Source organism: Streptomyces sp. Da 82-17, from assembly GCF_046098215.1.
Lineage (GTDB): Bacteria > Actinomycetota > Actinomycetes > Streptomycetales > Streptomycetaceae > Streptomyces.
In genome coordinates, this window is the sequence record NZ_JBJURH010000034.1 from 1 (window position 1) to 20977 (window position 20977).

Below are 20977 nucleotides of genomic sequence, written 5' to 3' on the forward strand. Positions count from 1 at the left end.
TTTTACAAAGGAACCTCGTCTCTGAGAGACGGGGTATCAACATATCTGGCGTTGACTTTTGGCACGCTGTTGAGTTCTCAAGGAACGGACGCTTCCTTTGTACTCACCCGCTGGGGCTTTCCTCCGGGCGCTTCCCTTCGGTGTTTCCAAACTCTATCAGGCTTTTTCCGTCTCCCTGACCGCGGTCTCTGCGAGCATGCAGAACCGGATCCATGGATAGGATCGAACTTGATGAGGATGCCGCCGAGGCTTTGAGTGCTTGGCGCGCTGTGCGGCCTCAGGCAGGAGTCCGACAGTACATGTCACTGGTAGTGGACGCAAATCGATTGCGGTACGTCGTACGCCTGCCAACTGGGACCAGTTGTGCGGAACCGGGACTTCATATGACTTACGCTTCTGAACAGTGCGCCGTCGTGGACAGGTAGTGACGGCGCTAATGACTCTCCACCCCTGGGAGGCTCCCCATGACGACCGTGACGTCCCCTCTTGCTGGACGTGCAATCGGGCTGAGCGCAGTGCCCGACCCGGTGTTCTCCGGCGCGATGGTGGGACCCGGTACCGCCATTGATCCCGCGCGCGAGCCTTCGGAGGCCGTCGCTCCCGTCGCCGGCATCGTCGTCTCTCTGCACCCGCACGCGTTCGTCGTCGTCGACGAGCAGGGCCACGGTGTGCTGACGCACCTGGGCATCGACACCGTGCAGCTCAACGGCGAGGGCTTCGAGCTGCTCGTGAACAAGGGGGACACCGTGCAGCGCGGTCAGGCGATCGTGCGTTGGGACCCGGCCGGCGTAGAGGCCGCCGGCAAGTCTCCGGTGTGCCCGATCGTGGCGCTCGAGGCCACGGCCGAATCCCTCTCCAATGTCGTGGAGGACGGCGACGTGAAGGCCGGCGACGAGCTCTTCAGCTGGCAGTGACGTCAGCCCGGGAACGGGCGCCGAGAACGACATCCATCGCGGCGGGGTGCACCGCCGCATCTATCGGAGACGGGTGAAATGGAGACAACGCTGCGAGGCGTCGGCGTGAGCCACGGTGTGGCGATCGGCGAAGTACGGCACATGGGGACCGCGGTGCTCGAGCCGCCGGCGAAGCAGATTCCGGCCGAGGAGGCGGAGCGCGAACAGGGGCGCGCCCGTCAGGCCGTCGAAGCGGTCGCCGCCGACCTCATCGCGCGCGGCAACCTGGCCGGCGGTGAGGCGCAGGCCGTGCTCGAGGCGCAGGCGATGATCGCGCAGGACCCGGAGCTCATCGCGGACGTGGACCGGCGGATCGCCGTCGGCAGCACCGCCGAGCGCGGTGTCTACGACGCCTTCTCGCACTACCGCGAGCTGCTCGCGGGCGCGGGCGAGTACATGGCGGGCCGCGTCGCCGACCTCGACGACGTGCGGAACCGGATCGTGGCGCGGCTGCTCGGCGTTCCGATGCCCGGTGTGCCGGACAGCGACGAGCCGTACGTGCTGATCGCGCGGGACCTGGCGCCGGCGGACACCGCTCTGCTCGACCCGACGCTCGTGCTCGGCTTCGTCACCGAGGAAGGCGGGCCGACCAGTCACAGTGCGATCCTCGCGCGGGCGCTCGGTGTGCCTGCCGTGGTGGCGCTGCCCGGCGCCGGTGAGCTGGCCGAGGGCACGGTGATCGCGGTGGACGGCAGCACGGGTGAGATCTTCGTGAGCCCGAGCGCCGAGAAGAAGGCCGAGCTGGAGAAGCAGGCCGAGGAGCGGAAGGCCGCTCTGGCCGCTTCGACCGGGCCGGGCGCCACGTCCGACGGGCACAAGGTGCCGCTGCTCGCCAACGTGGGCGGTCCTTCCGACGTGCCCGCGGCGGTCGAGGCCGGGGCCGAGGGTGTGGGCCTGTTCCGCACCGAGTTCCTGTTCCTGGACGACAGCAAGAAGGCGCCGTCCGAGGAGAAGCAGGTCGAGGCGTACCGGCAGGTGCTGGAGGCGTTCCCCGAGGGCCGCGTCGTCGTGCGTGTGCTGGACGCGGGCGCCGACAAGCCGCTGGACTTCCTGACGCCTGCTGACGAGCCGAACCCGGCGCTGGGCGTGCGGGGTCTGCGGACGCTGCTCGACCACCCCGAGGTGCTGCGTACGCAGTTGACCGCGCTGGCCAAGGCGGCCGAGGGGCTGCCGGTGTACCTCGAGGTCATGGCGCCGATGGTGGCGGACCGGCTGGACGCGAAGGCGTTCGCGGACGCCTGTCGGGCGGCGGGGCTGCAGGCCAAGTTCGGTGCGATGGTGGAGATTCCGTCGGCCGCGCTGCGGGCCCGGTCGATTCTGCAGGAGGTCGAGTTCCTTTCGCTGGGGACCAACGACCTTGCGCAGTACACCTTTGCGGCCGACCGGCAGGTCGGTGCGGTGTCGCGGCTGCAGGACCCGTGGCAGCCGGCGCTGCTCGACCTGGTGTCGCTGTCCGCCGAGGCGGCCAGGGCCGAGGGCAAGAGCTGCGGTGTGTGCGGTGAGGCCGCGTCGGACCCGGTGCTCGCCTGTGTGCTGACCGGTCTGGGTGTCACCTCCCTGTCGATGGGTGCCGCGTCCATTCCGTACGTGCGCGCGACGCTCGCGAAGTACACGCTGGCGCAGTGCGAGCGGGCTGCGGCTGCCGCTCGGGCCGCGGACTCCGCCGACGAGGCGCGGGCGGCCGCGCAGGCGGTGCTGTCCGGGGAGTGAACGAACTGCCGGATTCCGGCTGGTCGTTGTGTGCGTAAGGGTGTCCCACTTCGGTGGGGCACCCTTACGCGTTGTCGGGGTCGGTCAGTGAGTGTGCGGGTCGTTGTACGGACCCAGGTCAGGGGCCTGGGCGTAGTCGAGGCCCGGTTCCGGTGGGACGGGGTCGCCGGTGTGGGCGTCCGTGCAGTAGGCGTCGAAGACCTGGGCCTCGGTGAGAGGTTTCAGGTGTTCGCCGTGGAGGCGCCAGCCGCAGACGCGGTCGGGGCGGCCGGGTGCCGTGGTGCGTTGGACGAGGCCGCCGGGGCTCTGCTTGGCGATGCCCACGGCGAGGACCGTGGTGACTTCGAGGGCCTCGGTCTCGTCCAGGTGCAGCAGGCCGTCCGCGGTGCGCTCGGCGTGCAGGGAGCCGAGGAGCGGTGTGGTGTCGAGGGTGACGCTGCAGACGATGTGCTGCATGCCGGGTGTGGCCGTGTCGAGGATGCGGCTCAGCAGGAGTGCCGCGCGGGTGAAGGCGGCGAGGCCGATGTCCTCGCCGCAGTCGGCGCAGCGGCCGGTGTCGGCCAGGAGGCGTTCCGCGTACTCGATGGTGGAGTGGCGCAGGGACTCGTCCAGGAGGTCCGGGACGAGGTCGCCGAGGGGGCGGCCGTCGTAGGTGACCGTGGGGCTTGTGGCCGCGAGTTCGGCGGTGAAGCGGGAGCGGCCGTCAGGGGTGTCCGGGTCGAGGCCGGTTTCCGTGCAGAACTGTGCGTACTCCTCCGGGTCGAAGAGGGCGAGGGTGGTGTGGCGGCCCTCGGCGGCGAGGGTGCGGAGCAGGCGCTCCACCTCGCGGAGGTAGCCGTCGTGGTCGCGGAATGTGAACGTGTCGTACCGGCGCATGGCCGCGAAGTCGTCCGGGTCGGCCAACAGGCCGATGGTTCCGGCGACTTCGCGGCGCAGGGTGTGCTGGGTGGTGTCGTGCTCGGCGTGTGTCATGTGTCCCCCGTGGACAGTGTCGAACGATGCTCACTCACCGTAACGAGGGGGACTGACAACGGCGTCGGGGTCGGGTGGTTCAGCCTCGGGTGCGGGCCAGGTCGGCGTAGAAGCGGAGGAGGTCGAGGTTGTCGACCGAGCCGGGGTTGACCGCCTTTTCCAGGGGTGTGCCCTGGAGGAGGCGCTTGACCGGAACCTCGATGCGCTTGCCGGTGAGGGTGTGCGGGATGCCGGGGACCTCGATGACCTCGTCGGGGACGTGGCGCGGCGAGAGCTCGGCGCGGATGGTCCGCTTGATCTTGTCGCGGAGGGCGTCGTCGAGGGAGGCGCCGGGGGCGAGGTGGACGAAGAGGGGCATCCAGTAGCCGCCGTCGGGCTGTTCGGCGCCGATGACGAGGGATTCGCGGATCTCCGGTAGGCGCTCGACGACTTCGTAGATGTCGGCCGAACCCATGCGTACGCCTTGGCGGTTGAGGGTGGAGTCGGAGCGGCCGTGGATGACGACGGAGCCGCGGGAGGTGAGGGTGATCCAGTCGCCGTGGCGCCAGACGCCGGGGTAGGTGTCGAAGTAGCTGTCGTGGTAGCGGCTGCCGTCGGGGTCGTTCCAGAAGTGGATCGGCATGGACGGCATGGGGTTGGTGACGACGAGTTCGCCGACCTCGTCGGTGAGGGGCTTGCCCTGCGGGTCCCAGGCCTGGAGGTCGGTGCCGAGGCAGGGGGCCTGGAGTTCGCCGATGTGCACGGGGAGGGTGGGGACGGCGCCGGCGAAGCAGGAGCAGACGTCGGTGCCGCCGCTGACGGAGGCGATCCAGACGTCCTCGCCGACCTCGTCGTGGAGCCAGCGGAAGCCGTCGGGCGGGAGCGGGGAGCCGGTGGTGGCGACGCACTTGACCTGGGAGAGGTCGTGGTCGCGGGCGGGGTGGACGTCGGCCTTGCGGCAGGCCATGACGTACGCGGCGGAGGTGCCGAAGAGGGTGGCGCCGGTGCGTTCGGCGACGGACCACTGGGCGCCGGTCTCGGGGTAGCCGGGGCTGCCGTCGTAGAGGACGACGGTGGTGCCGGTGAGGAGGCCGGAGACAAGGAAGTTCCACATCATCCAGCCGGTGGACGTGTACCAGAAGAAGCGGTCGTCGGGGCCGAGGTCGCAGTGCAGGCCGAGCTGTTTGAAGTGCTCGACGAGGATGCCGCCCTGGGACTGGACGATGGCCTTGGGGAGGCCGGTGGTACCGGAGGAGTACAGGACCCACAGGGGGTGGTCGAAGGGGACCTGTTCGAAGACGGGATCCGTGTCACCTTCGGTGAGTGCCGACCAGGTGAGGGCGCCCTCGGGGGCGTCGGTGCCGAGCAGGGGGATGTGCACGACGGCGCGCAGGGTGGGGAGTTCGGCGCGGAGTTCGGCGACGGTGTCGCGGCGGTCGTGCTCCTTGCCGCCGTAGCGGTAGCCGTCGACGGTGAACAGGACGACGGGCTCGACCTGTTGGAAGCGGTCGAGGACGCTGCGGGCGCCGAAGTCGGGGGCGCAGGAGGTCCAGACGGCGCCGACGGCGGCGGTGGCAAGGAGGGCGACGGCGGCCTCGGGGATGTTCGGCAGGTAGCCGGAGACGCGGTCGCCGGGGCGGACGCCGAGTGCGCGGAGTTCGGCGGCGAGGGAGCCGACCTGGCGGCGGAGTTCGGCCCAGGTGACGGTGCGGGTCTCGTGGGTCTCGTCGACGGCGAGGAGCGCGGGGGCGTCGGGGCGGTCGGCGGCGGCGCGCAGGGCGTGTTCGGCGTAGTTGAGGGTGGCGCCGGGGAACCACTGGGCGCCGGGCATGGTGCGGTCGCCGAGCACGCGCGCGTAGGGAGTGGCGAAGCGGATGTCGAACCAGTCGACGACGGCTTCCCAGAAGGTCTCCAGATGTTCCACCGACCAGCGGTGCAGGGCCTCGTAGCCGCCTTCCGCGGGGGCGCCGTGGCGTTCGGCGGCCCAGCTCTGGAAGCGGGTGATCGCGGCTGCTTCGACGCGGTCGGGGCCGGGCTGCCAGAGCGGCTGCGGCTGCGGTGCGGCGGTGGACATGGGGCGGCTCCCAAGCTGTACGCGGTGTGTGCGTCCGGCACGCGCACGTACAGGGGTGGTGCGCGTGACGCGGCTGTACGGACGATGCCATGTGATCGTCTCCGGCACCAGGGCTGCTCCCCCACAGTCCGTGGCGTGAAGGTGTGGTCCGGCCACGGGTGAACGGCGGATGAACGCGCTACGCCGCACGCGCGCGTGCTGGCAGGCTGAGCTGCATGAACGGTCAGGACCTGGTGCGGTCGGTGAAGGCGGTTTCTGTGGTGGGTACGGCGCGCGGGTGGCGCGCGGTGCGGTCGGCGTGGCGGCGGAGCCGGACGGACGCGGTGGGGCTGCCGCGCAGGGGTGCGGAACGGGCGCGGGTGCCGGGGGCGGTGACGGGCGTGGAGCCGGGGCCCGGGGGCGGGGTGATCCGGTTCGCGCGGGCGGAGCTGCGGGTGCGGGTGACGGCCGGCGGTGCGGTGTTCTGGGGCTGGGACGGGGCCGGGCAGGAGCCGTCGTACGCGGTGGTCGGTGCGGGGCCCGAGGCGGATCCGCGGGCGGTCCTGGAGCCGGACAAGGAGGGCGGCTGGCGGGTCGTCTCGGAGCGGGTGACGGTGGTGGTGTCGCGGCACGGCGCGGTGGAGGTGCGGACGCCGGGCGGTGTGGTGGTGCGGCGGGATCTGCCGCCGCGGTGGTGGGAGCCGGTGGCCGGGGGCCCCGCGCGGTGGCTGCAGCGGTCCGAAGTGGCGCCGGACGCGCGGTTCTTCGGGCTCGGCGGCCGGGCGGGCGGGCCGCGGCTGCGGGACGGGTCGTACCGGCTGTGGAACACCGATCCGGCGGGGTCGTTCGGGCCGCAGGACGATCCGTTGTCGTTGACGATGCCGGTGCAGATGGTGGTCGCGGACGTCGGCACGCATCTGGCGTTCCACGACAACACCTGGGACGGCACGGTGCGGCTGCGGGAGGGCGAGGAGGGCGCGGGTTCCGGGCACGACCGGCCGGGGTGCAGCGAGTTGCGGATGGACGGGGGGCCGCTGCGGTGCTGGGTGGTGGTCGGCGCCCCCGCGCGCGTGCTGCAGGTTTTCGCCTCGCTGACCGGATCCCCTGCGGTGCCGCCCGCTTGGGCGCTCGGGTATCAGCACGCGCGGTGGGGGTTCGGCAGTGAGCGGGAGGTGCGGCGGGTCGTCTCGGGCTATCGGGAACATGAACTTCCGCTGAGTGCGCTGCACTTGGACATCGATCACTACGACGAGCACCGGGTGTTCACGGTCGACAGTGAGCGTTTTCCGGATCTGCCGGTGCTGGCGAAGGATCTGGCCGAGGACGGGGTGCGGCTGGTGTCGATCGTGGACCCGGCGGTGAAGGCGGACCCGGACGACGAGACGTACGCGTCCGGCCGGGCTGCCGACGCGTTCGTGCGGGATGCGCGGGGGCGGGTCGTGGAGGGTCTGGTGTGGCCGGGTGAGTCGGTGTACCCGGACTTCACGTCGCCGCGGGTGCGGCGCTGGTGGGGCGGGCTGTACGAGGAGCGGCTGGGGCAGGGCTTCGCCGGGTTCTGGCACGACATGAACGAGCCGGTGTCGTTCGGGGCGTTCGGCGATCCGACGCTGCCGAGGTCGGCCCGGCACGCCCTGGAAGGCCGTGGCGGGGACCACCGGGAGGCGCACAACGTGTACGGCCTGTGCATGGCGCAGGCGGCGTACGAGGGGCTGCGGCGGCTGCGCCCGGACGAGCGGCCGTTCCTGTTCTCCCGGTCCGGCTGGGTGGGTCTGCAGCGTTACGGCGGTACGTGGTCGGGGGACGTGGCGACGGGCTGGCCGGGGTTGCGGGCCTCGCTGTCGTTGGTGCTGGGCCTGGGGCTGTGCGGGGTGCCGTACTCGGGGCCGGATGTGGGCGGGTTCGACGGGAGCCCGTCGCCGGAGCTGTATCTGCGGTGGCTTCAACTGGGCGCGTTCCTGCCGTTGTTCCGTACGCACGCGGCGATGCGCGCGGGGCGCAGGGAGCCGTGGGAGTTCGGTGCGGAAACCCTGCGCCACGCGCGCGTGGTGCTGGATGAGCGGCGGCGGCTCCTCCCTTATTGGGTGACGCTTTCGCAGCTGGCGCAGCGGACGGGCGCTCCCTATGTGCGGCCGCTGTGGTGGGCGGCTCCGGAGGAGCGGTCTCTGCGGGACTGCGAGGACGCGTTTCTGGTCGGGGACGCGCTGTTGGTGGCGCCGGTCCTGGAGCCGGGCGTGACGCGGCGTGCGGTGCGGCTGCCGCGCGGGCGCTGGTACGACACGGCCACGGGCCGGGCGTACGAGGGGCCCGGGCAGGTGCTGGTCGATGCGCCGCTGTCGCGGATTCCGGTGCTCGCGCGCGCGGGTTCGGTGCTGCCCGTGACGGGGGCGGACGGTCGGCTGGAGCTGGAGGTGTGGGCGCCCGCGCGGGGCCGTACGGGTTCGGGTCTCGTGGTGCGGGACACGGGCGAGGGCTGGGAGGCGCCGGAGGTCGAGCGGTATGTGTCGCGGTGTGCGGGTGGGGGCCGGGTGGTGGTCGAACGGGACTGCGGGGACGGCGAGTTGCGGGAGGTCACGGAGGGGGTGCGGGTGCGGGGGCTTGACGCGGCGGACTGAGGCGCGCGTTCCGGGATGGCGGCGCCCCGTTCACGTCCCGGCCCCGTGTTCCCGCACGCGCGTGTACTCGCCCGCGAACCATCGGCGGGCCGCGGTCGTGTGCAGGGGGAAGCCGAGTTCGCGTGCCCCCGTCAGGATCTCCCAGCCGTGCGTCTCGTCCGTGGCCGTGGGCTCGGGCAGGGCGTCGACCGGGCGTGCCGGGAGGAGTCCGAAGAGGAGCAGGTGGCCTTCGGGGGAGCTGAGGGCGTCGGCGAGGGCGACGTCGGCGGCGTCGGCGCGGATGCCGGTCTCCTCGGCGAGTTCGCGGACGACGGCGTGCCGCCAGTCCTCGCGGTGGTCGATGAATCCGCCGGGCAGGGCGAGCGTGCCGCGTGCGGGTTCGATGGCGCGGGTGACGACGACGAGGCCGCAGGCGGGGCTCCCGGGGCCGCGGTCGGCCGCGGGCGTACGGACCGGCAGGAGCGCGACCGCGACGGGCAGGGGGTTGCGGTAAGCCGAGTCGCCGCAGGAGGCGCAGCGGCGCGGCCAGGGGGCTCCGGGGGCGTACGGGGCGCCGCATGTAGCGCAGTGCGAGCCCTTCTCGGGGCGGGCGGCGGGGTGTTGGGGCTGTGGGTCGGACACGCGCGGAGGGTATCCGAACGGCCGGGCCCGGCACCGTACGTCCGGGTCGAGGCGGGCCCGGAGCGGCGCCGATCTTTCGGACGGCTCCCGCACCTGGTAGACGAGGGCCATGAAGCCGACTTCCTTCCTCCGTGCCCTCGCCGTCGCCGCCGCCACGACGCTGGCGCTCGCCGTCACGCCGTCCCCGGCCCAGGCGAGGCCCGAACCGACCGCTCCGGACGCGTTCGTGGCGTTGCGGGACGTGGATCCGACGATCCTGCAGGAGATCAGATACACCACGGACCACAACTTCGTGGGCGACCCGATCGACGGCTACCGGCAGCCGATGTGCATCCTCACCGAGCCGGCCGCCGAGGCCCTGCACGAGGCGCAGAGCAAGCTGCTGCGGCAGGGCTACTCCCTGAAGGTGTACGACTGTTATCGGCCGCAGCGCGCGGTGGACCACTTCGTGCGCTGGGCGAAGGACCTGGACGACGAGCGGATGAAGGCCGAGTTCTATCCGCAGGTCGACAAGTCCCGGCTGTTCGCGGACGGTTACATCGCGGAGAAGTCGGGGCACAGCCGCGGCTCGACCGTCGACCTGACCGTCGTGAAGCTGCCCGCCGCGCCCACGCGCCCGTACGTGCCGGGTGAGCCGTTGGTGCCCTGCTACGCGCCGCAGGACGAGCGGTTCCCGGACAACTCCGTGGACATGGGCACGGGTTTCGACTGCTTCGACACGCTGTCGCACACCGACGACCCGAGGATCACGGGCGAGCAGCGCGCCAACCGGGACCTGTTGCGGGGGACGCTCGCGGAGCAGGGTTTCGTCAACCTTCCGGAGGAATGGTGGCACTTCACGTACAAGCCTGAGGTGTTCCCGGAGACGTACTTCGACTTCCCGGTGTCGCGGCGGTCGTTGAGCCACTGACGCCCGAGCCACCCGAAATCCGCCTCCCATGGCGCCCGGTTCGCCCGGACCGCACCCTGTTCGGTGCGGGCCGGGCGTGCCACACTGCGGACACTGCGCTGTTCTGACAACCCGTCAGATCTATCGCCGGGGAGGGACCTTGACGCGTCAGCCGAGTGAACGGACACCCGTCGTGGCCGACTGGTTCAGCGGGGAGGGCGAGGCGTTCCGGCTGCTCGGCACCCGCTGCGCGGCCTGCGGGTCGGTGTTCTTCCCGCGCGAGGACACGCACTGCCGCAACCCGGGCTGCGCGGGCGGCGAGCTGGCCGAGGTGCCGCTGTCGAAGCGCGGCCGCGTCTGGTCGTACACCGACGGGCGCTATCGGCCTCCCGCCCCGTACGTGTCCGATCCGGAGCGGGACTGGGAGCCGTACACGCTCGTCGCGGTGGAGCTGGAGGCGGAGCGGATGGTGGTGCTCGGGCAGGCCGTGCCGGGGGTGACTCCGGACGGGCTGGCGGTCGGCATGGAGGTGGAGGCGGTTCCGGGCGTCCTGAACGAGGACGCCGACACCGTCTGGACGACCTGGCACTGGAAGCCGGTGAGCGGCCGATGAGCGCGACGCGCGACGTGGCGGTGCTCGGCGCCGCGATGCACCCGTGGGGCAAGTGGGGCCGCAGCTTCGTCGAGTACGGCGTGAAGGCCGCGCGGGACGCGCTCGCGGACGCCGGGGTCGACTGGCGGGACGTGGGCTCGGTCGTCGGCGCGGACACGGTGCGGGGCGGCTATCCCGGCTACGTGGCCGGCGCGACGTTCGCGAAGGCGCTGGGCTGGCAGGGCGCGCGCGTGACCAGCGTGTACGCGGCCTGCGCCTCGGGCGCGCAGGCCGTGCAGACGGCGCGGACGCAGATCCTCGCCGGGTTCGCGGACGTGGTCCTCGTGGTGGGGGCGGACGCCGCGCCGAAGGGGTTCTTCCGCCCGGCGGGCGGCGACCGGCCCGACGACCCCGACTGGCTGCGGTTCCGGGTGCTCGGCGCCACCAACCCGGCCTACTTCGGGCTGTACGCGCGCCGCCGGATGGCGCTGCACGGGGACACGCTCGACGACTTCGCGCAGGTCAAGGTGAAGAACGCGGCGATGGGCGCGCTCAACCCCCACGCCCGCTACCGCAAAACCGTCACTACAAAGGAGGTTGCGGATTCCGCGGTCGTCGCCGATCCGCTGCGGCTGCTCGACATCTGCGCGACCTCCGACGGCGCTGCGGCGCTCGTCCTGTCCAGCCTCGACTTCGCGCGCAGGCACGGCAGGCCCGACCCGGTGCGCATCCGGGCCGTGTCGACGGTGACGCCGGAGTACCCGCAGACCGTCCTCGACCTGCCGGACATCGCGACCGACTCGGCCGCCGCCGTCGCCCCGCCCGAGCGCCCGTTCCGCTCGGCGATCGCGCACGCCGCGTACGAGGAGGCGGGCATCGGCCCGGAGGAGCTCTCGCTCGCGGAGGTGTACGACCTGTCGACCGCGCTTGAGCTGCAGTGGTACGAGGACCTCGGGCTGTGCGGCGAGGGCGAGGCGGCGAAGCTGCTGCGGGACGGCGCGACCACGCTCGGTGGACGTATTCCGGTCAATCCCAGCGGAGGGCTTGCGTCCTTCGGGGAGGCCGTGCCGGCGCAGGCCATCGCTCAGGTCTGCGAGCTGGTCCGGCAGTTGCGCGGCACGGCGGGAGCGCGGCAGGTGGTGGGGGCCCGGGTCGGCGTGACCGCGAACCAGGGGCTGTTCGGGCACGGCTCCTCGGTGATCGCAGTGCGCTGAGCGAGGCCGGGCGGCCCGGGTCGCGCGCCGGAGTCGGCGCAGGTCAGGGCGGTGAACTCGCCTTACCGCGCGGGCCGTTCGTACAGAGAGTGACGAAGCGGAAAAGCTGCGTGAACAGCTCATGAACTGGGCTCCGGGAGGCGCTCGGGCGCGGCATCATTCTGCCGTGCCTGTCTGGTCGGACTCCCTCCGCTTCGCCTTCCAGCCCGTCGTCAATCTGGCGACAGGAGCCATCGCCGCACAGGAGATACTGGCCCGCCCGGAGTCCGGGGACATCCTGGCCGAGGCCCGGCGCGACCCCGAACTCGACGGTCGGCTCGCCGCGTTCGCCGTGCGTGCCGCCGCCCGCCAGGAGTCGCTGCTCCCCCTGCACGTCAACGTGTTCGCGGGCACCGTCGCCGACCTCGGCGGGCTCGCGGCGCTGCGGGACGCCGTCCAGGAGGCGGGCCGGCTGCCCTGGGAGGTCACCGTCGACCTCGGCCCGCCGTTCACACACGTACCCCACCCCGCGCTCCTCGACGGTGTGGCCGCGCTGCGCGGCGACGGATTCCGGATCTGCGCGGACGGCGTCGGCGACGGGGACGCCCCGCTGCGGCTGCTCATCGACCTCGCGCCCGAACTCGTCAAGCTGGACGCCTCGTTGCTGGCCCGCACGGGCGCCGTGCGCGCGATGCGGGCGCTGTGCGACGAGCTGGGCGCGCTGCTCGCCGTCGAGGGCGTCGAGACGGAGCGGCAGTGCGCTGCGGCCCTCGCGGCCGGGGCCCAGCTCGGCCAGGGCCAGCTGTTCGCCCCGCCCGCCAGACGGCCCGCCGTCGACGTGTACGTACCGGAGGTGAAGGCTCCGCCCGCTCCGGAGACGCCTCAAGTCGGGCCTTCGGTACGGCAGTTCGTGCGGCCCGCGGCCCTGTTGCCGGCGAGCGCGTCGGCCGGGCAGGTGCGCGGGCTGCTCACCGGCACTCCCGACGTGTCCGGCGTCCTCCTGGTGAACACGCGCGGGGTGCCGGTCCGCGCCGTCGACCGGGACCGCTTCCTGCTCTCCCTCTCCGGGCGGTACGGGCACGCCCTGTACGCGGACCGGCCCGCGGCGCGCCTGGCCGACGAGCCGCTGACCGTCGGCGTCGACGCGACCGCCTGGGAGGTCCTCGACCTGCTGGCCGACGGGGAGCGCAGCCGTACCGGCGACGACGTGGCCGTGGTCGACGGCGAGGGGCGGGCCGTGGGGGTCGTGCGCCTGGCCGACCTCGTGCGGACGCTCGCGGAGAACCGGGTCGAGGAGGCGGCGGGGCTCAACCCGCTGACCAGACTGCCCGGTTCGGACGCCGTGACCGCCGAGGTCGACCGGTGGATCGCGCAGGGGCGGCGGTTCGCGCTGAGCTGGGTCGACGTGGACGACTTCAAGAAGGTCAACGACGGCGCCGGATTCGCCGCCGGGGACACCCTGATCCGGGAGGTCGGCGCGGCGCTCAAGGCGGTCGCCGCGGACCCGGCGCGCACCGGCGGGCCCGAGCAGGTGCGGGTCGGGCACATCGGGGGCGACGACTTCGTGCTCCTCGCCGCCCCCGAGGCACTCGAACCGGTCGCCGCGGCCGTACTCGACGTGCCCTGGTCGGCCGGCGGCCGCGAGGTCACGCTGTCCGTCGCGACCGTGGACTGCCCGCCCGGCACGGTCGCCGACCACCGTCAGGCCGCGGCCTGGCTCGCCCCGCTCAAGCAGGCCGCGAAGGCACTGCGCGGGGCGAGCTGGGTCGTCGGGCGCGCCGGAACGGAGGGCCATCGGGTCCGCCGCGGCGCCCCCGCCGCCCGCTGGGAACCCGCCGCTCCGGCCACCCGCACGGAACCTCCCGGCACGCGCCCGGAACCTCCCGCTCCGGCGCACTTCCCGGCACCGCGCGGGGCAAGCCCCGAGGACTCCTCGTACGGCCACGAGGTCGCGGCGCCCTGCGCCGGGCACAGCGGCGGCGCGGGAGCGCCGGGAGGACGGGCGACGGCCTGAGGGGAAACCCGACCCCCAGTACGGGTACGGGTACGGCACAAGCACAAGCACGAACACGGGCACGAGAAGCCGGACGCGAGTACGCCCGCGCACGCCCGCTCGAACCGTTGTCGTCCGTGACCTTGACGGTGTCACAGCGCAGGTGAACACTTCCGGGTGTCAGTCGGCATCGCCGCACTTCCGGCATGGCGCCGCTCGGCGTCAAGGGGGCAACAGGCCAACTCCCAGGGGCGATTCGGCTGCGACGGCACGCTCGTCACGGACGCCGGGCGGGGCCGGGGAACCCTTGGGCTCTCCTGCCTTCGGCCGACGTAGCCACGCACGCACCCTGCACGGAGGACCGGGGCGCAAGGCCCCGGGCATGGGCCAAGGAGCCGCCATGTACACGAATGGGGACGTCCTCGTCGGTGAGATCATCGGCACCGCGATCCTGATCTTGTTCGGCGCCGGCGTCTGCGCCGCCGTCACGCTCAACCACTCGAAGGCCAAGTCGGCCGGCTGGGTCGTCATCGCGTTCGGCTGGGGCTTCGGCGTCCTGGCCGGGGCGTACACGGCGGCGCCGCTGTCCGGCGGGCACCTCAACCCGGCGGTCACGCTCGGCATCGCCGTCGACACCGGCAAGTGGGACCAGGTCCCGCTGTACATCCTCGGCCAGATGATCGGCGCGATCGTCGGCGCGGTGCTCTGCTGGGCCGTGTACTACGCGCAGTTCCAGGCCAACGCCGACAAGGAGAAGGCCCTGCCGACGCTCGGGATCTTCTCGACCGCGCCGGAGATCCGCAACACCGGGGCCAACCTCGTCACCGAGATCATCGCGACCGTCGGCCTCGTCCTGCCGATCCTCGCCTTCGGCCTCACCAAGGGCCTCGGCGAGTCCGGCACGGCCACGCTCGTCGTCGCGTTCCTGGTCGTCGGCATCGGCCTCTCGCTCGGCGGGCCCACCGGATACGCCATCAACCCGGCCCGCGACCTCGGCCCGCGCATCGCGCACGCCCTACTGCCGATCCCCAACAAGGGCGGCTCCGACTGGAGTTACTCCTGGATCCCCGTCGCGGGTCCGCTGATCGGCGGGGCGCTCTCCGGGCTCATCTTCAACGTCGCCTTCTGAGTCGTACTCAGTCGTACGCAGAGCCGCACTCCGAGCCGTGTTCCGGGACGACGAGCGGTACTCCGGGACAACGAGCCGTACTCCGGGACAAGGGGACTTCATGACGGACAAGTTCGTCGCCGCGATCGACCAGGGCACCACGTCGAGCCGCTGCATCATCTTCAACCAGGACGGTGCGATCGTCGCCGTCGACCAGCGTGAGCACCGCCAGATCTTCCCCAAGCCCGGCTGGGTGGAGCACGACGCGACGGAGATCTGGTCGAAGGTGCAGGCCGTCGTCGCGGGCGCCCTCGCCAAGGCGGGCCTGCGGGCCGAACAGCTGAGCGCGCTCGGCATCACCAACCAGCGCGAGACGACCGTCCTGTGGGACCGCGCGACCGGCAGGCCCGTGCACAACGCGATCGTCTGGCAGGACACCCGTACGTCCGCGCTGTGCACCGAACTCGGCGGCGATGTCGGGCAGGACCGGTTCCGGGACGCCACTGGGCTGCCGCTCGCCAGCTACTTCTCCGGGCCCAAGGCGGCCTGGCTGCTCGACAACGTGCCGGGCCTGCGGGCACGTGCCGAACGCGGCGAGATCGCGTTCGGCACGATCGACTCCTGGCTGATCTGGAACCTCACCGGCGGCACCGACGGCGGCGTGCACGTCACCGACGTCACCAACGCCGGCCGGACCATGCTGATGAATCTGGAGACCCTCCAGTGGGACGGCCAGATCCTGTCGGCGATGAACGTGCCCGAGGCGATGCTGCCGGAGATCCGGTCGTCGGCCGAGGTGTACGGGACGGCCGTCGGACAGCTCGCCGGGGTGCCCGTGGCGTCCGCGCTCGGCGACCAGCAGGCGGCGATCTTCGGGCAGGCCTGCTACGACACGGGCACCGCCAAGAACACGTACGGCACGGGCAGTTTCCTGCTGCTCAACACCGGGAACAGGCCGGTCCCGTCGAAGAGCGGGCTGCTCACGACGATGGGCTACCAGATCGGCGGGGAGGCCCCGGTCTACTGCCTGGAGGGGTCCATCGCGATCACCGGGGCGCTCGTGCAGTGGCTGCGCGACCAGCTCGGCCTGATCTCCAGCGCCGACGAGATCGAGCCGCTCGCCGCGAGCGTCGACGACAACGGCGGGGCGTACATCGTGCCCGCGTTCTCCGGCCTGTTCGCCCCGTACTGGCGCTCGGACGCGCGCGGTGTCGTCACCGGACTGACCCGGTACGTGACCAAGGCGCACCTGGCCCGCGCGGTGCTCGAGGCGACGAGCTGGCAGACGCGTGAGGTGGTCGACGCCATGTACCAGGACTCGGGCGTGCGGATCACGACGCTCAAGGTCGACGGCGGCATGACGAAGAACAACCTGCTGATGCAGCATCAGGCAGACGTGCTCGACGTGCCGGTGGTCCGGCCGAAGGTGTCCGAGACGACCTGCCTGGGCGCGGCGTACGCGGCGGGTCTCGCCACGGGCGTGTGGAACGACCTGGACGAGCTGAAGGCGCACTGGCAGAAGGACGCCGAGTGGCAGCCGCGGATGTCCGACGAGGTGCGCGACCGCGAGTACCGCAACTGGCGCCGCGCGGTGGAGCGCAGCTTCGGCTGGCTGGAGGACGGGGAGTAGCCCGGTAGCTCTCGGGCGTCTCCCTGGTGAGAACCGCGGCTCGTACCCCGGTCGGCGGGGGTACGGGCCGTGGTGCGTACGGGTCCTGGCGGGTGCCTGCGCCCGGGCGTCAGCCGGTGGCGTGCTCGCGGGCGGCGTTGGCGCGGGCCGCGGCGTGCCGTACGACGGTGACCAGGACCTCCTTGACGGACTCGCGGTCGCGGGCGTCGCACAGCACGACCGGGACGTGCTCGTCGATGTCGAGGGCCTGGCGGACCATGTCGGCGGGGTAACGGGCCGCGCCCTCGAAGCAGTTGACGCCGACGGCGAAGGGGATGCCGCGCCGCTCGAAGTAGTCGACGGCGGCGAAGCAGTCCTCCAGGCGGCGGGTGTCGGCGAGCACCACGGCGCCGAGCGAGCCCTGTGCCAGCTCGTCCCAGAGGAACCAGAAACGATCCTGCCCGGGAGTGCCGAAGAGGTACAGGACGAGGTCGTCGCGGAGCGTGATGCGGCCGAAGTCCATGGCGACGGTCGTGGTGCTCTTGGTCTCCACGCCCGCCGTGTCGTCCACGGGGCGGCCGGCCTCGGTGAGCGTCTCCTCGGTGCGCAGCGGCTTGATCTCGCTGACCGTGCCGACGAGGGTCGTCTTGCCCACGCCGAAGCCGCCGGCCACGAGGATCTTCAGGGTCACCGGTTCCACGCCGGCCCTGCGCCGCTGCGAGCGCCCGAGGATCGCCATTGGTCTCCACTCCAGCTTGCCGACAGGGGCTGAACTCCCCGCTGACGTGGGCGAGTTCCGCAGGAGACTCTAGCGGCGCCCCGATTCCGCTTCACCGCCGGAGGCCGATCGTGGCCGGAACGATGCCGGGCTTCCGGGCGACTTCAGGACCTTCGCGCCGATCTGCCGGACCGACGGGTGGCCAGGGACGACCTGTTCCTGTCGGTCCCGGGGCCGTCCGGCCACTCGAACCGGTTCAACTCCCTCACTCCGTCAGGGAGTTCCGTATCCCCCACCGCCCGGGGTCTCCACGACCAGGACGTCGCCGGGGCCGAGCTCCGCCGAGTCCGCGCCCTTCAGGTCCAGGGTCGTGCCGTCGGCCCGCTCGACGCGGTTCGCGCCGAGCGCGCCCGGCTCGCCGCCCGCCATGCCGTACGGGGGCACACGGCGGTGGCCGGACAGGGTGGAGACGGTCATGGCCTCGCGGAAGCGGATGCGGCGCACCGCCCCGTCCCCGCCGCGGGTGCGTCCGGCGCCGCCGCTGCCCGCGCGGACCGCGAACTCCTCCAGGAGCACGGGCAGCCGCCACTCCAGGACCTCGGGGTCGGTGAGGCGGGAGTTGGTCATGTGGGTCTGCACCACGGGCGCCCCGTCGAAGCCGTCGCCCGCGCCGGAGCCGGAGGCCACGGTCTCGTAGTACTGGAACCGCTCGTTGCCGAAGGTGACGTTGTTCATCGTGCCGGAGCCCTCCGCCTGCACGCCGAGCGCCGCGTACAGGGCGCCCGTGATGGCCTGCGAGGTCTCCACGTTCCCGGCGACGACGGCGGCGGGCGGCTCGGGCGCGAGCATCGAACCGGGCGGCACGACGATCCGCAGCGGGCGCAGGCAGCCGTCGTTGAGCGGGATGTCGTCGGCGACGAGGGTGCGGAACACGTACAGGACGGCCGCGTTGACCACCGCGTACGGGGCGTTGAAGTTGCCGGGGAGCTGCGCGGACGTGCCGGTGAAGTCGACGGTCGCGGAGCGGTCCGCGCGGTCGACGCCGACCCGGACCCGGATGACGGCGCCGGAGTCCGTCTCGTAGGCGTACGAGCCGTCGTCGAGGGCGTCGATCACGCGGCGGACGGCGGCCTCGGCGTTGTCCTGGACGTGCTTCATGTAGGCCTGCACGACGTCGAGCCCGAAGTGCTCGATCATCCTGCCGACCTCTTCGACGCCCTTCGCGTTGGCGGCGATCTGGGCGCGGAAGTCGGCGAGGTTGGTGTCCGGGTTGCGGGACGGGTACGGCGCGGTCGTGAGGTGCTCGTACGTCTCCCGTTCGCGGAAGCGGCCGTTCTCGGCGAGGAGCCAGTTGTCGAAGAGGACGCCCTCCTCCTCGATGCGGCGGCTGTTCGCGGGCATCGAGCCGGGGGCGATCCCGCCGATCTCGGCGTGGTGGCCGCGCGAGGCGACGTAGAACAGGATCCGCTCCCCCGCCGTGTCGAAGACGGGTGTGATGACGGTGACGTCGGGCAGGTGGGTGCCGCCGTGGTACGGGTCGTTGACGGCGTACGCGTCGCCGGGGCGCATGTCGGGGCGGCGCCGGATCACCTCCTTGACGCTGGTGCCCATCGAGCCCAGGTGCACGGGGATGTGCGGGGCGTTGGCGACGAGGTTGCCGTCCGGGTCGAACAGCGCGCAGGAGAAGTCGAGGCGCTCCTTGATGTTCACTGACTGGGCGGTGGACTCCAGGCGGGCGCCCATCTGTTCGGCGATGGACATGAAGAGGTTGTTGAAGACTTCGAGGAGTACGGGGTCGGCCTCGGTTCCGGCGGTGATGCCCTCGGCCGCCTCGATCCGCTCCATGAGCAGGTGCCCCTCGTCGTTCGTCTCCGCCCGCCAGCCCGCGTCGACGACGGTGGTGGCGTTGGCCTCGGTGATGATCGCGGGGCCGTCGACGCGCTCGCCGGGGGCCAGGTCTTCGCGCCGGTGCAGGGGGACTTCGCGCTGGGCCCCGCCCGTGTGCACGCGCGCGTGGTGCTGTTTTTCGGCTCCACGCGCGCGTGGCGGCGCCGTGAGCGTCGACAGGTCCGGGGGTTCGGTCACGCCGGTGGCCTCCACGGAAAGCGCCTCGACGACGATCGGCCGGTCCAGGGTGAAGGAGTACGTGGTGCGGTGCCGGTCCTCGAACTCCCGCCGCATCTCCTCGGGTCGACCGGTGTCGAGGGCGACGGTGAGGGCGGTGTCGGTGCCGTCGTAGCGGAGCTGGGCGCGGCGTACGACACGGATGTGCTCCTCCGGCACGTCCTCCGCGTGCAGTTCGGCGCGGGCGGCGTCCTCCAGGGCGGTCGCGGTCTCCTCGACGCGCGGCATCGACTCCGCCGCCAGGGCCGCCTCGACGGACTGCTCCCGCATGGCGGTGGTGTCGGCGAGCCCGATCCCGAGCGCGGACAGCACACCGGCCATGGGCGGTACGAGGACGGTGCGGATGCCGAGGGAGTCGGCGACGGCGCAGGCGTGCTGGCCCCCGGCCCCGCCGAACGTGGTGAGGGCGTAGCGCGTGACGTCGTGCCCCTTCTGCACGGAGATCCGCTTCACGGCGCCCGCGATGTTGTTGACGGCGATCTGCAGGAACCCCTCGGCGACCTGCTCGGGCGTGCGGTCGTCGCCCGTGGCCTCGCGGATCTCGGCGGCGAGCGCGGCGAACCGCTCGCGGACCAGGTCGGCGTCCAGCGGCTGGTCCCCGTCGGGCCCGAACACCCGTGGGAAGTGGTCGGGTTGGATGCGGCCGAGCATCACGTTGGCGTCGGTCACGGTGAGCGGTCCGCCGGCGCGGTAGCAGGCGGGGCCCGGGTCCGCGCCCGCCGAGTCGGGGCCGACGCGGTAGCGGCTGCCGTCGAAGTGCAGGACCGAGCCGCCGCCCGCGGCCACGGTGTGGATGTCCAGCATGGGGGCGCGCAGGCGCACACCGGCGATCTGGGTGGTGAAGACCCGCTCGTACGCGCCCGCGTAGTGCGAGACGTCGGTGGAGGTGCCGCCCATGTCGAAGCCGATGACGTTGTCGAAGCCCGCGCGGCGCGACATCCGGGCCATGCCGACGATGCCGCCCGCGGGCCCGGACAGGATGGCGTCCTTGCCGCGGAACTGGTGGGCCTCGGCGAGCCCGCCGTTGGACTGCATGAACATCAGCCGCACGCCGCGGAGTTGGTCCGCGACCCGGTCGACGTACCGCCTGAGGACCGGCGACAGGTAGGCGTCCACGACGGCCGTGTCGCCGCGCGGGACGAGCTTCATCAGCGGGCTGACCTCGCTGGACAGGGAGATCTGCGGGAATCCGATCCGGGCGGCGAGGCGGCCGACGGCCTGTTCGTGCGCGGGGTGCAGATGGCTGTGCATGCACACCACGGCGAGCGACCTGATGCCCTCCTCGTACACCTGCCGCAGCTCCGCCTCCAGGGCGTCCAGGTCGGGCGGGGTGAGGACGGTGCCGTCGGCGGCGAGGCGCTCGTCGACCTCCACCACGCGCGTGTGCAGGAGTTCGGGGAGCACGATCTCCCGGGCGAAGATCCGCGGGCGGTTCTGGTAGGCGATGCGCAGCGCGTCCCGGAAGCCGCGGGTGACGACGAGGGCGGTGGGCTCGCCCTTGCGTTCCAGGAGGGCGTTGGTGGCGACGGTCGTGCCCATCCGGACGGCGTCGATCCGCGCGTCCTCCAGGGGTACGTCGAGGAGTGCGCGGATGCCCGCCACCGCGGAGTCGCGGTAGCGGGCGGGGTTCTCGGACAGCAGCTTGTGGGTGAGGATCCGGCCGTCCGGGCGGCGCGCCACGACGTCCGTGAACGTGCCGCCGCGGTCGATCCAGAACTCCCAGCCCGCGCGCGTGCCGGAGCCGCTCCGACCTGGTCCTGCGCCGTCTGTTGCTGTCACGGAGACCTCCCGCTCGGGCGCCGCGTGGACCACGGCCGGGCCGACCGGGCGTCACGGCCGGGGCCGTCCGGA

The 20977-nt window shown here is 72.3% G+C and carries 14 protein-coding genes; 9 read left to right on the forward strand and 5 right to left on the reverse strand.

Annotated elements, in window-relative coordinates; translation table 11 throughout:
* Positions 1-464 precede the first annotated feature (464 nt).
* Positions 465-914 carry a PTS glucose transporter subunit IIA gene (locus tag ACIDOF_RS35865; RefSeq protein WP_409010438.1) on the forward strand — a complete coding sequence of 150 codons (450 nt, stop codon included), beginning with the start codon at positions 465-467 and terminating at the stop codon, positions 912-914.
* A gap of 78 nt (positions 915-992) precedes the next feature.
* Positions 993-2663, forward strand: a complete 1671-nt coding sequence (ptsP, locus tag ACIDOF_RS35870) for a phosphoenolpyruvate--protein phosphotransferase (protein WP_409010439.1) — start codon at positions 993-995, stop codon at positions 2661-2663.
* 84 nt (positions 2664-2747) lie between these two features.
* On the opposite strand, the gene ACIDOF_RS35875 is transcribed toward ptsP, so the two are convergent.
* Both ACIDOF_RS35875 and ACIDOF_RS35880 read right to left on the reverse strand, forming a co-directional pair.
* Positions 2748-3635: a hypothetical protein gene (locus ACIDOF_RS35875; RefSeq protein ID WP_409010440.1), complete on the reverse strand. Its 888-nt coding sequence runs from the start codon at positions 3633-3635 to the stop codon at positions 2748-2750.
* 79 nt (positions 3636-3714) lie between these two features.
* Positions 3715-5688, reverse strand: coding sequence for an acetoacetate--CoA ligase (locus tag ACIDOF_RS35880; RefSeq protein ID WP_409010441.1), 1974 nt, complete (start codon positions 5686-5688; stop codon positions 3715-3717).
* A 215-nt stretch (positions 5689-5903) separates the two neighbouring features.
* Here ACIDOF_RS35880 and ACIDOF_RS35885 point away from each other — a divergent pair, with 215 nt between their 5' ends.
* A complete protein-coding gene (locus tag ACIDOF_RS35885) occupies positions 5904-8279 on the forward strand; it encodes a glycoside hydrolase family 31 protein (protein ID WP_409010442.1) in 2376 nt (791 codons plus the stop codon).
* A gap of 30 nt (positions 8280-8309) precedes the next feature.
* On the opposite strand, the gene ACIDOF_RS35890 is transcribed toward ACIDOF_RS35885, so the two are convergent.
* Entirely contained in the window at positions 8310-8900 is a 591-nt protein-coding gene (locus ACIDOF_RS35890; RefSeq protein ID WP_409010443.1) for an NUDIX domain-containing protein, read from the reverse strand.
* Between the two features lie 109 nt (positions 8901-9009).
* Here ACIDOF_RS35890 and ACIDOF_RS35895 point away from each other — a divergent pair, with 109 nt between their 5' ends.
* From ACIDOF_RS35895 to glpK, 6 genes are all read left to right on the forward strand, one after another.
* Positions 9010-9810: a M15 family metallopeptidase gene (locus ACIDOF_RS35895; protein WP_409010444.1), complete on the forward strand. Its 801-nt coding sequence runs from the start codon at positions 9010-9012 to the stop codon at positions 9808-9810.
* Between the two features lie 172 nt (positions 9811-9982).
* Complete coding sequence (locus ACIDOF_RS35900; RefSeq protein WP_409010445.1) at positions 9983-10402, forward strand: Zn-ribbon domain-containing OB-fold protein; 420 nt, start codon at positions 9983-9985, stop codon at positions 10400-10402.
* Positions 10399-11595, forward strand: coding sequence for a lipid-transfer protein (locus ACIDOF_RS35905; RefSeq protein WP_409010446.1), 1197 nt, complete (start codon positions 10399-10401; stop codon positions 11593-11595). Before ACIDOF_RS35900 ends, ACIDOF_RS35905 begins: the two co-directional genes overlap by 4 nt.
* Positions 11596-11716: 121 nt before the next feature.
* On the forward strand, positions 11717-13588 hold the full coding sequence (locus ACIDOF_RS35910; RefSeq protein WP_409010447.1) for an EAL domain-containing protein: 1872 nt from the start codon (positions 11717-11719) through the stop codon (positions 13586-13588).
* A 379-nt stretch (positions 13589-13967) separates the two neighbouring features.
* The gene (locus tag ACIDOF_RS35915) at positions 13968-14696 is read left to right on the forward strand and encodes an MIP/aquaporin family protein (protein ID WP_409010448.1); all 729 of its coding nucleotides are present in this window, start codon (positions 13968-13970) and stop codon (positions 14694-14696) included.
* A 100-nt stretch (positions 14697-14796) separates the two neighbouring features.
* Positions 14797-16305 carry a glycerol kinase GlpK gene (gene glpK / locus ACIDOF_RS35920; RefSeq protein ID WP_409010449.1) on the forward strand — a complete coding sequence of 503 codons (1509 nt, stop codon included), beginning with the start codon at positions 14797-14799 and terminating at the stop codon, positions 16303-16305.
* Positions 16306-16414: 109 nt separating this feature from the next.
* Here glpK and ACIDOF_RS35925 read toward each other — a convergent pair whose 3' ends face one another.
* Both ACIDOF_RS35925 and ACIDOF_RS35930 read right to left on the reverse strand, forming a co-directional pair.
* Entirely contained in the window at positions 16415-17023 is a 609-nt protein-coding gene (locus ACIDOF_RS35925; protein WP_409010450.1) for a GTP-binding protein, read from the reverse strand.
* Positions 17024-17275: 252 nt separating this feature from the next.
* Positions 17276-20905, reverse strand: coding sequence for a hydantoinase B/oxoprolinase family protein (locus ACIDOF_RS35930; RefSeq protein ID WP_409010451.1), 3630 nt, complete (start codon positions 20903-20905; stop codon positions 17276-17278).
* Positions 20906-20977 lie beyond the last annotated feature (72 nt).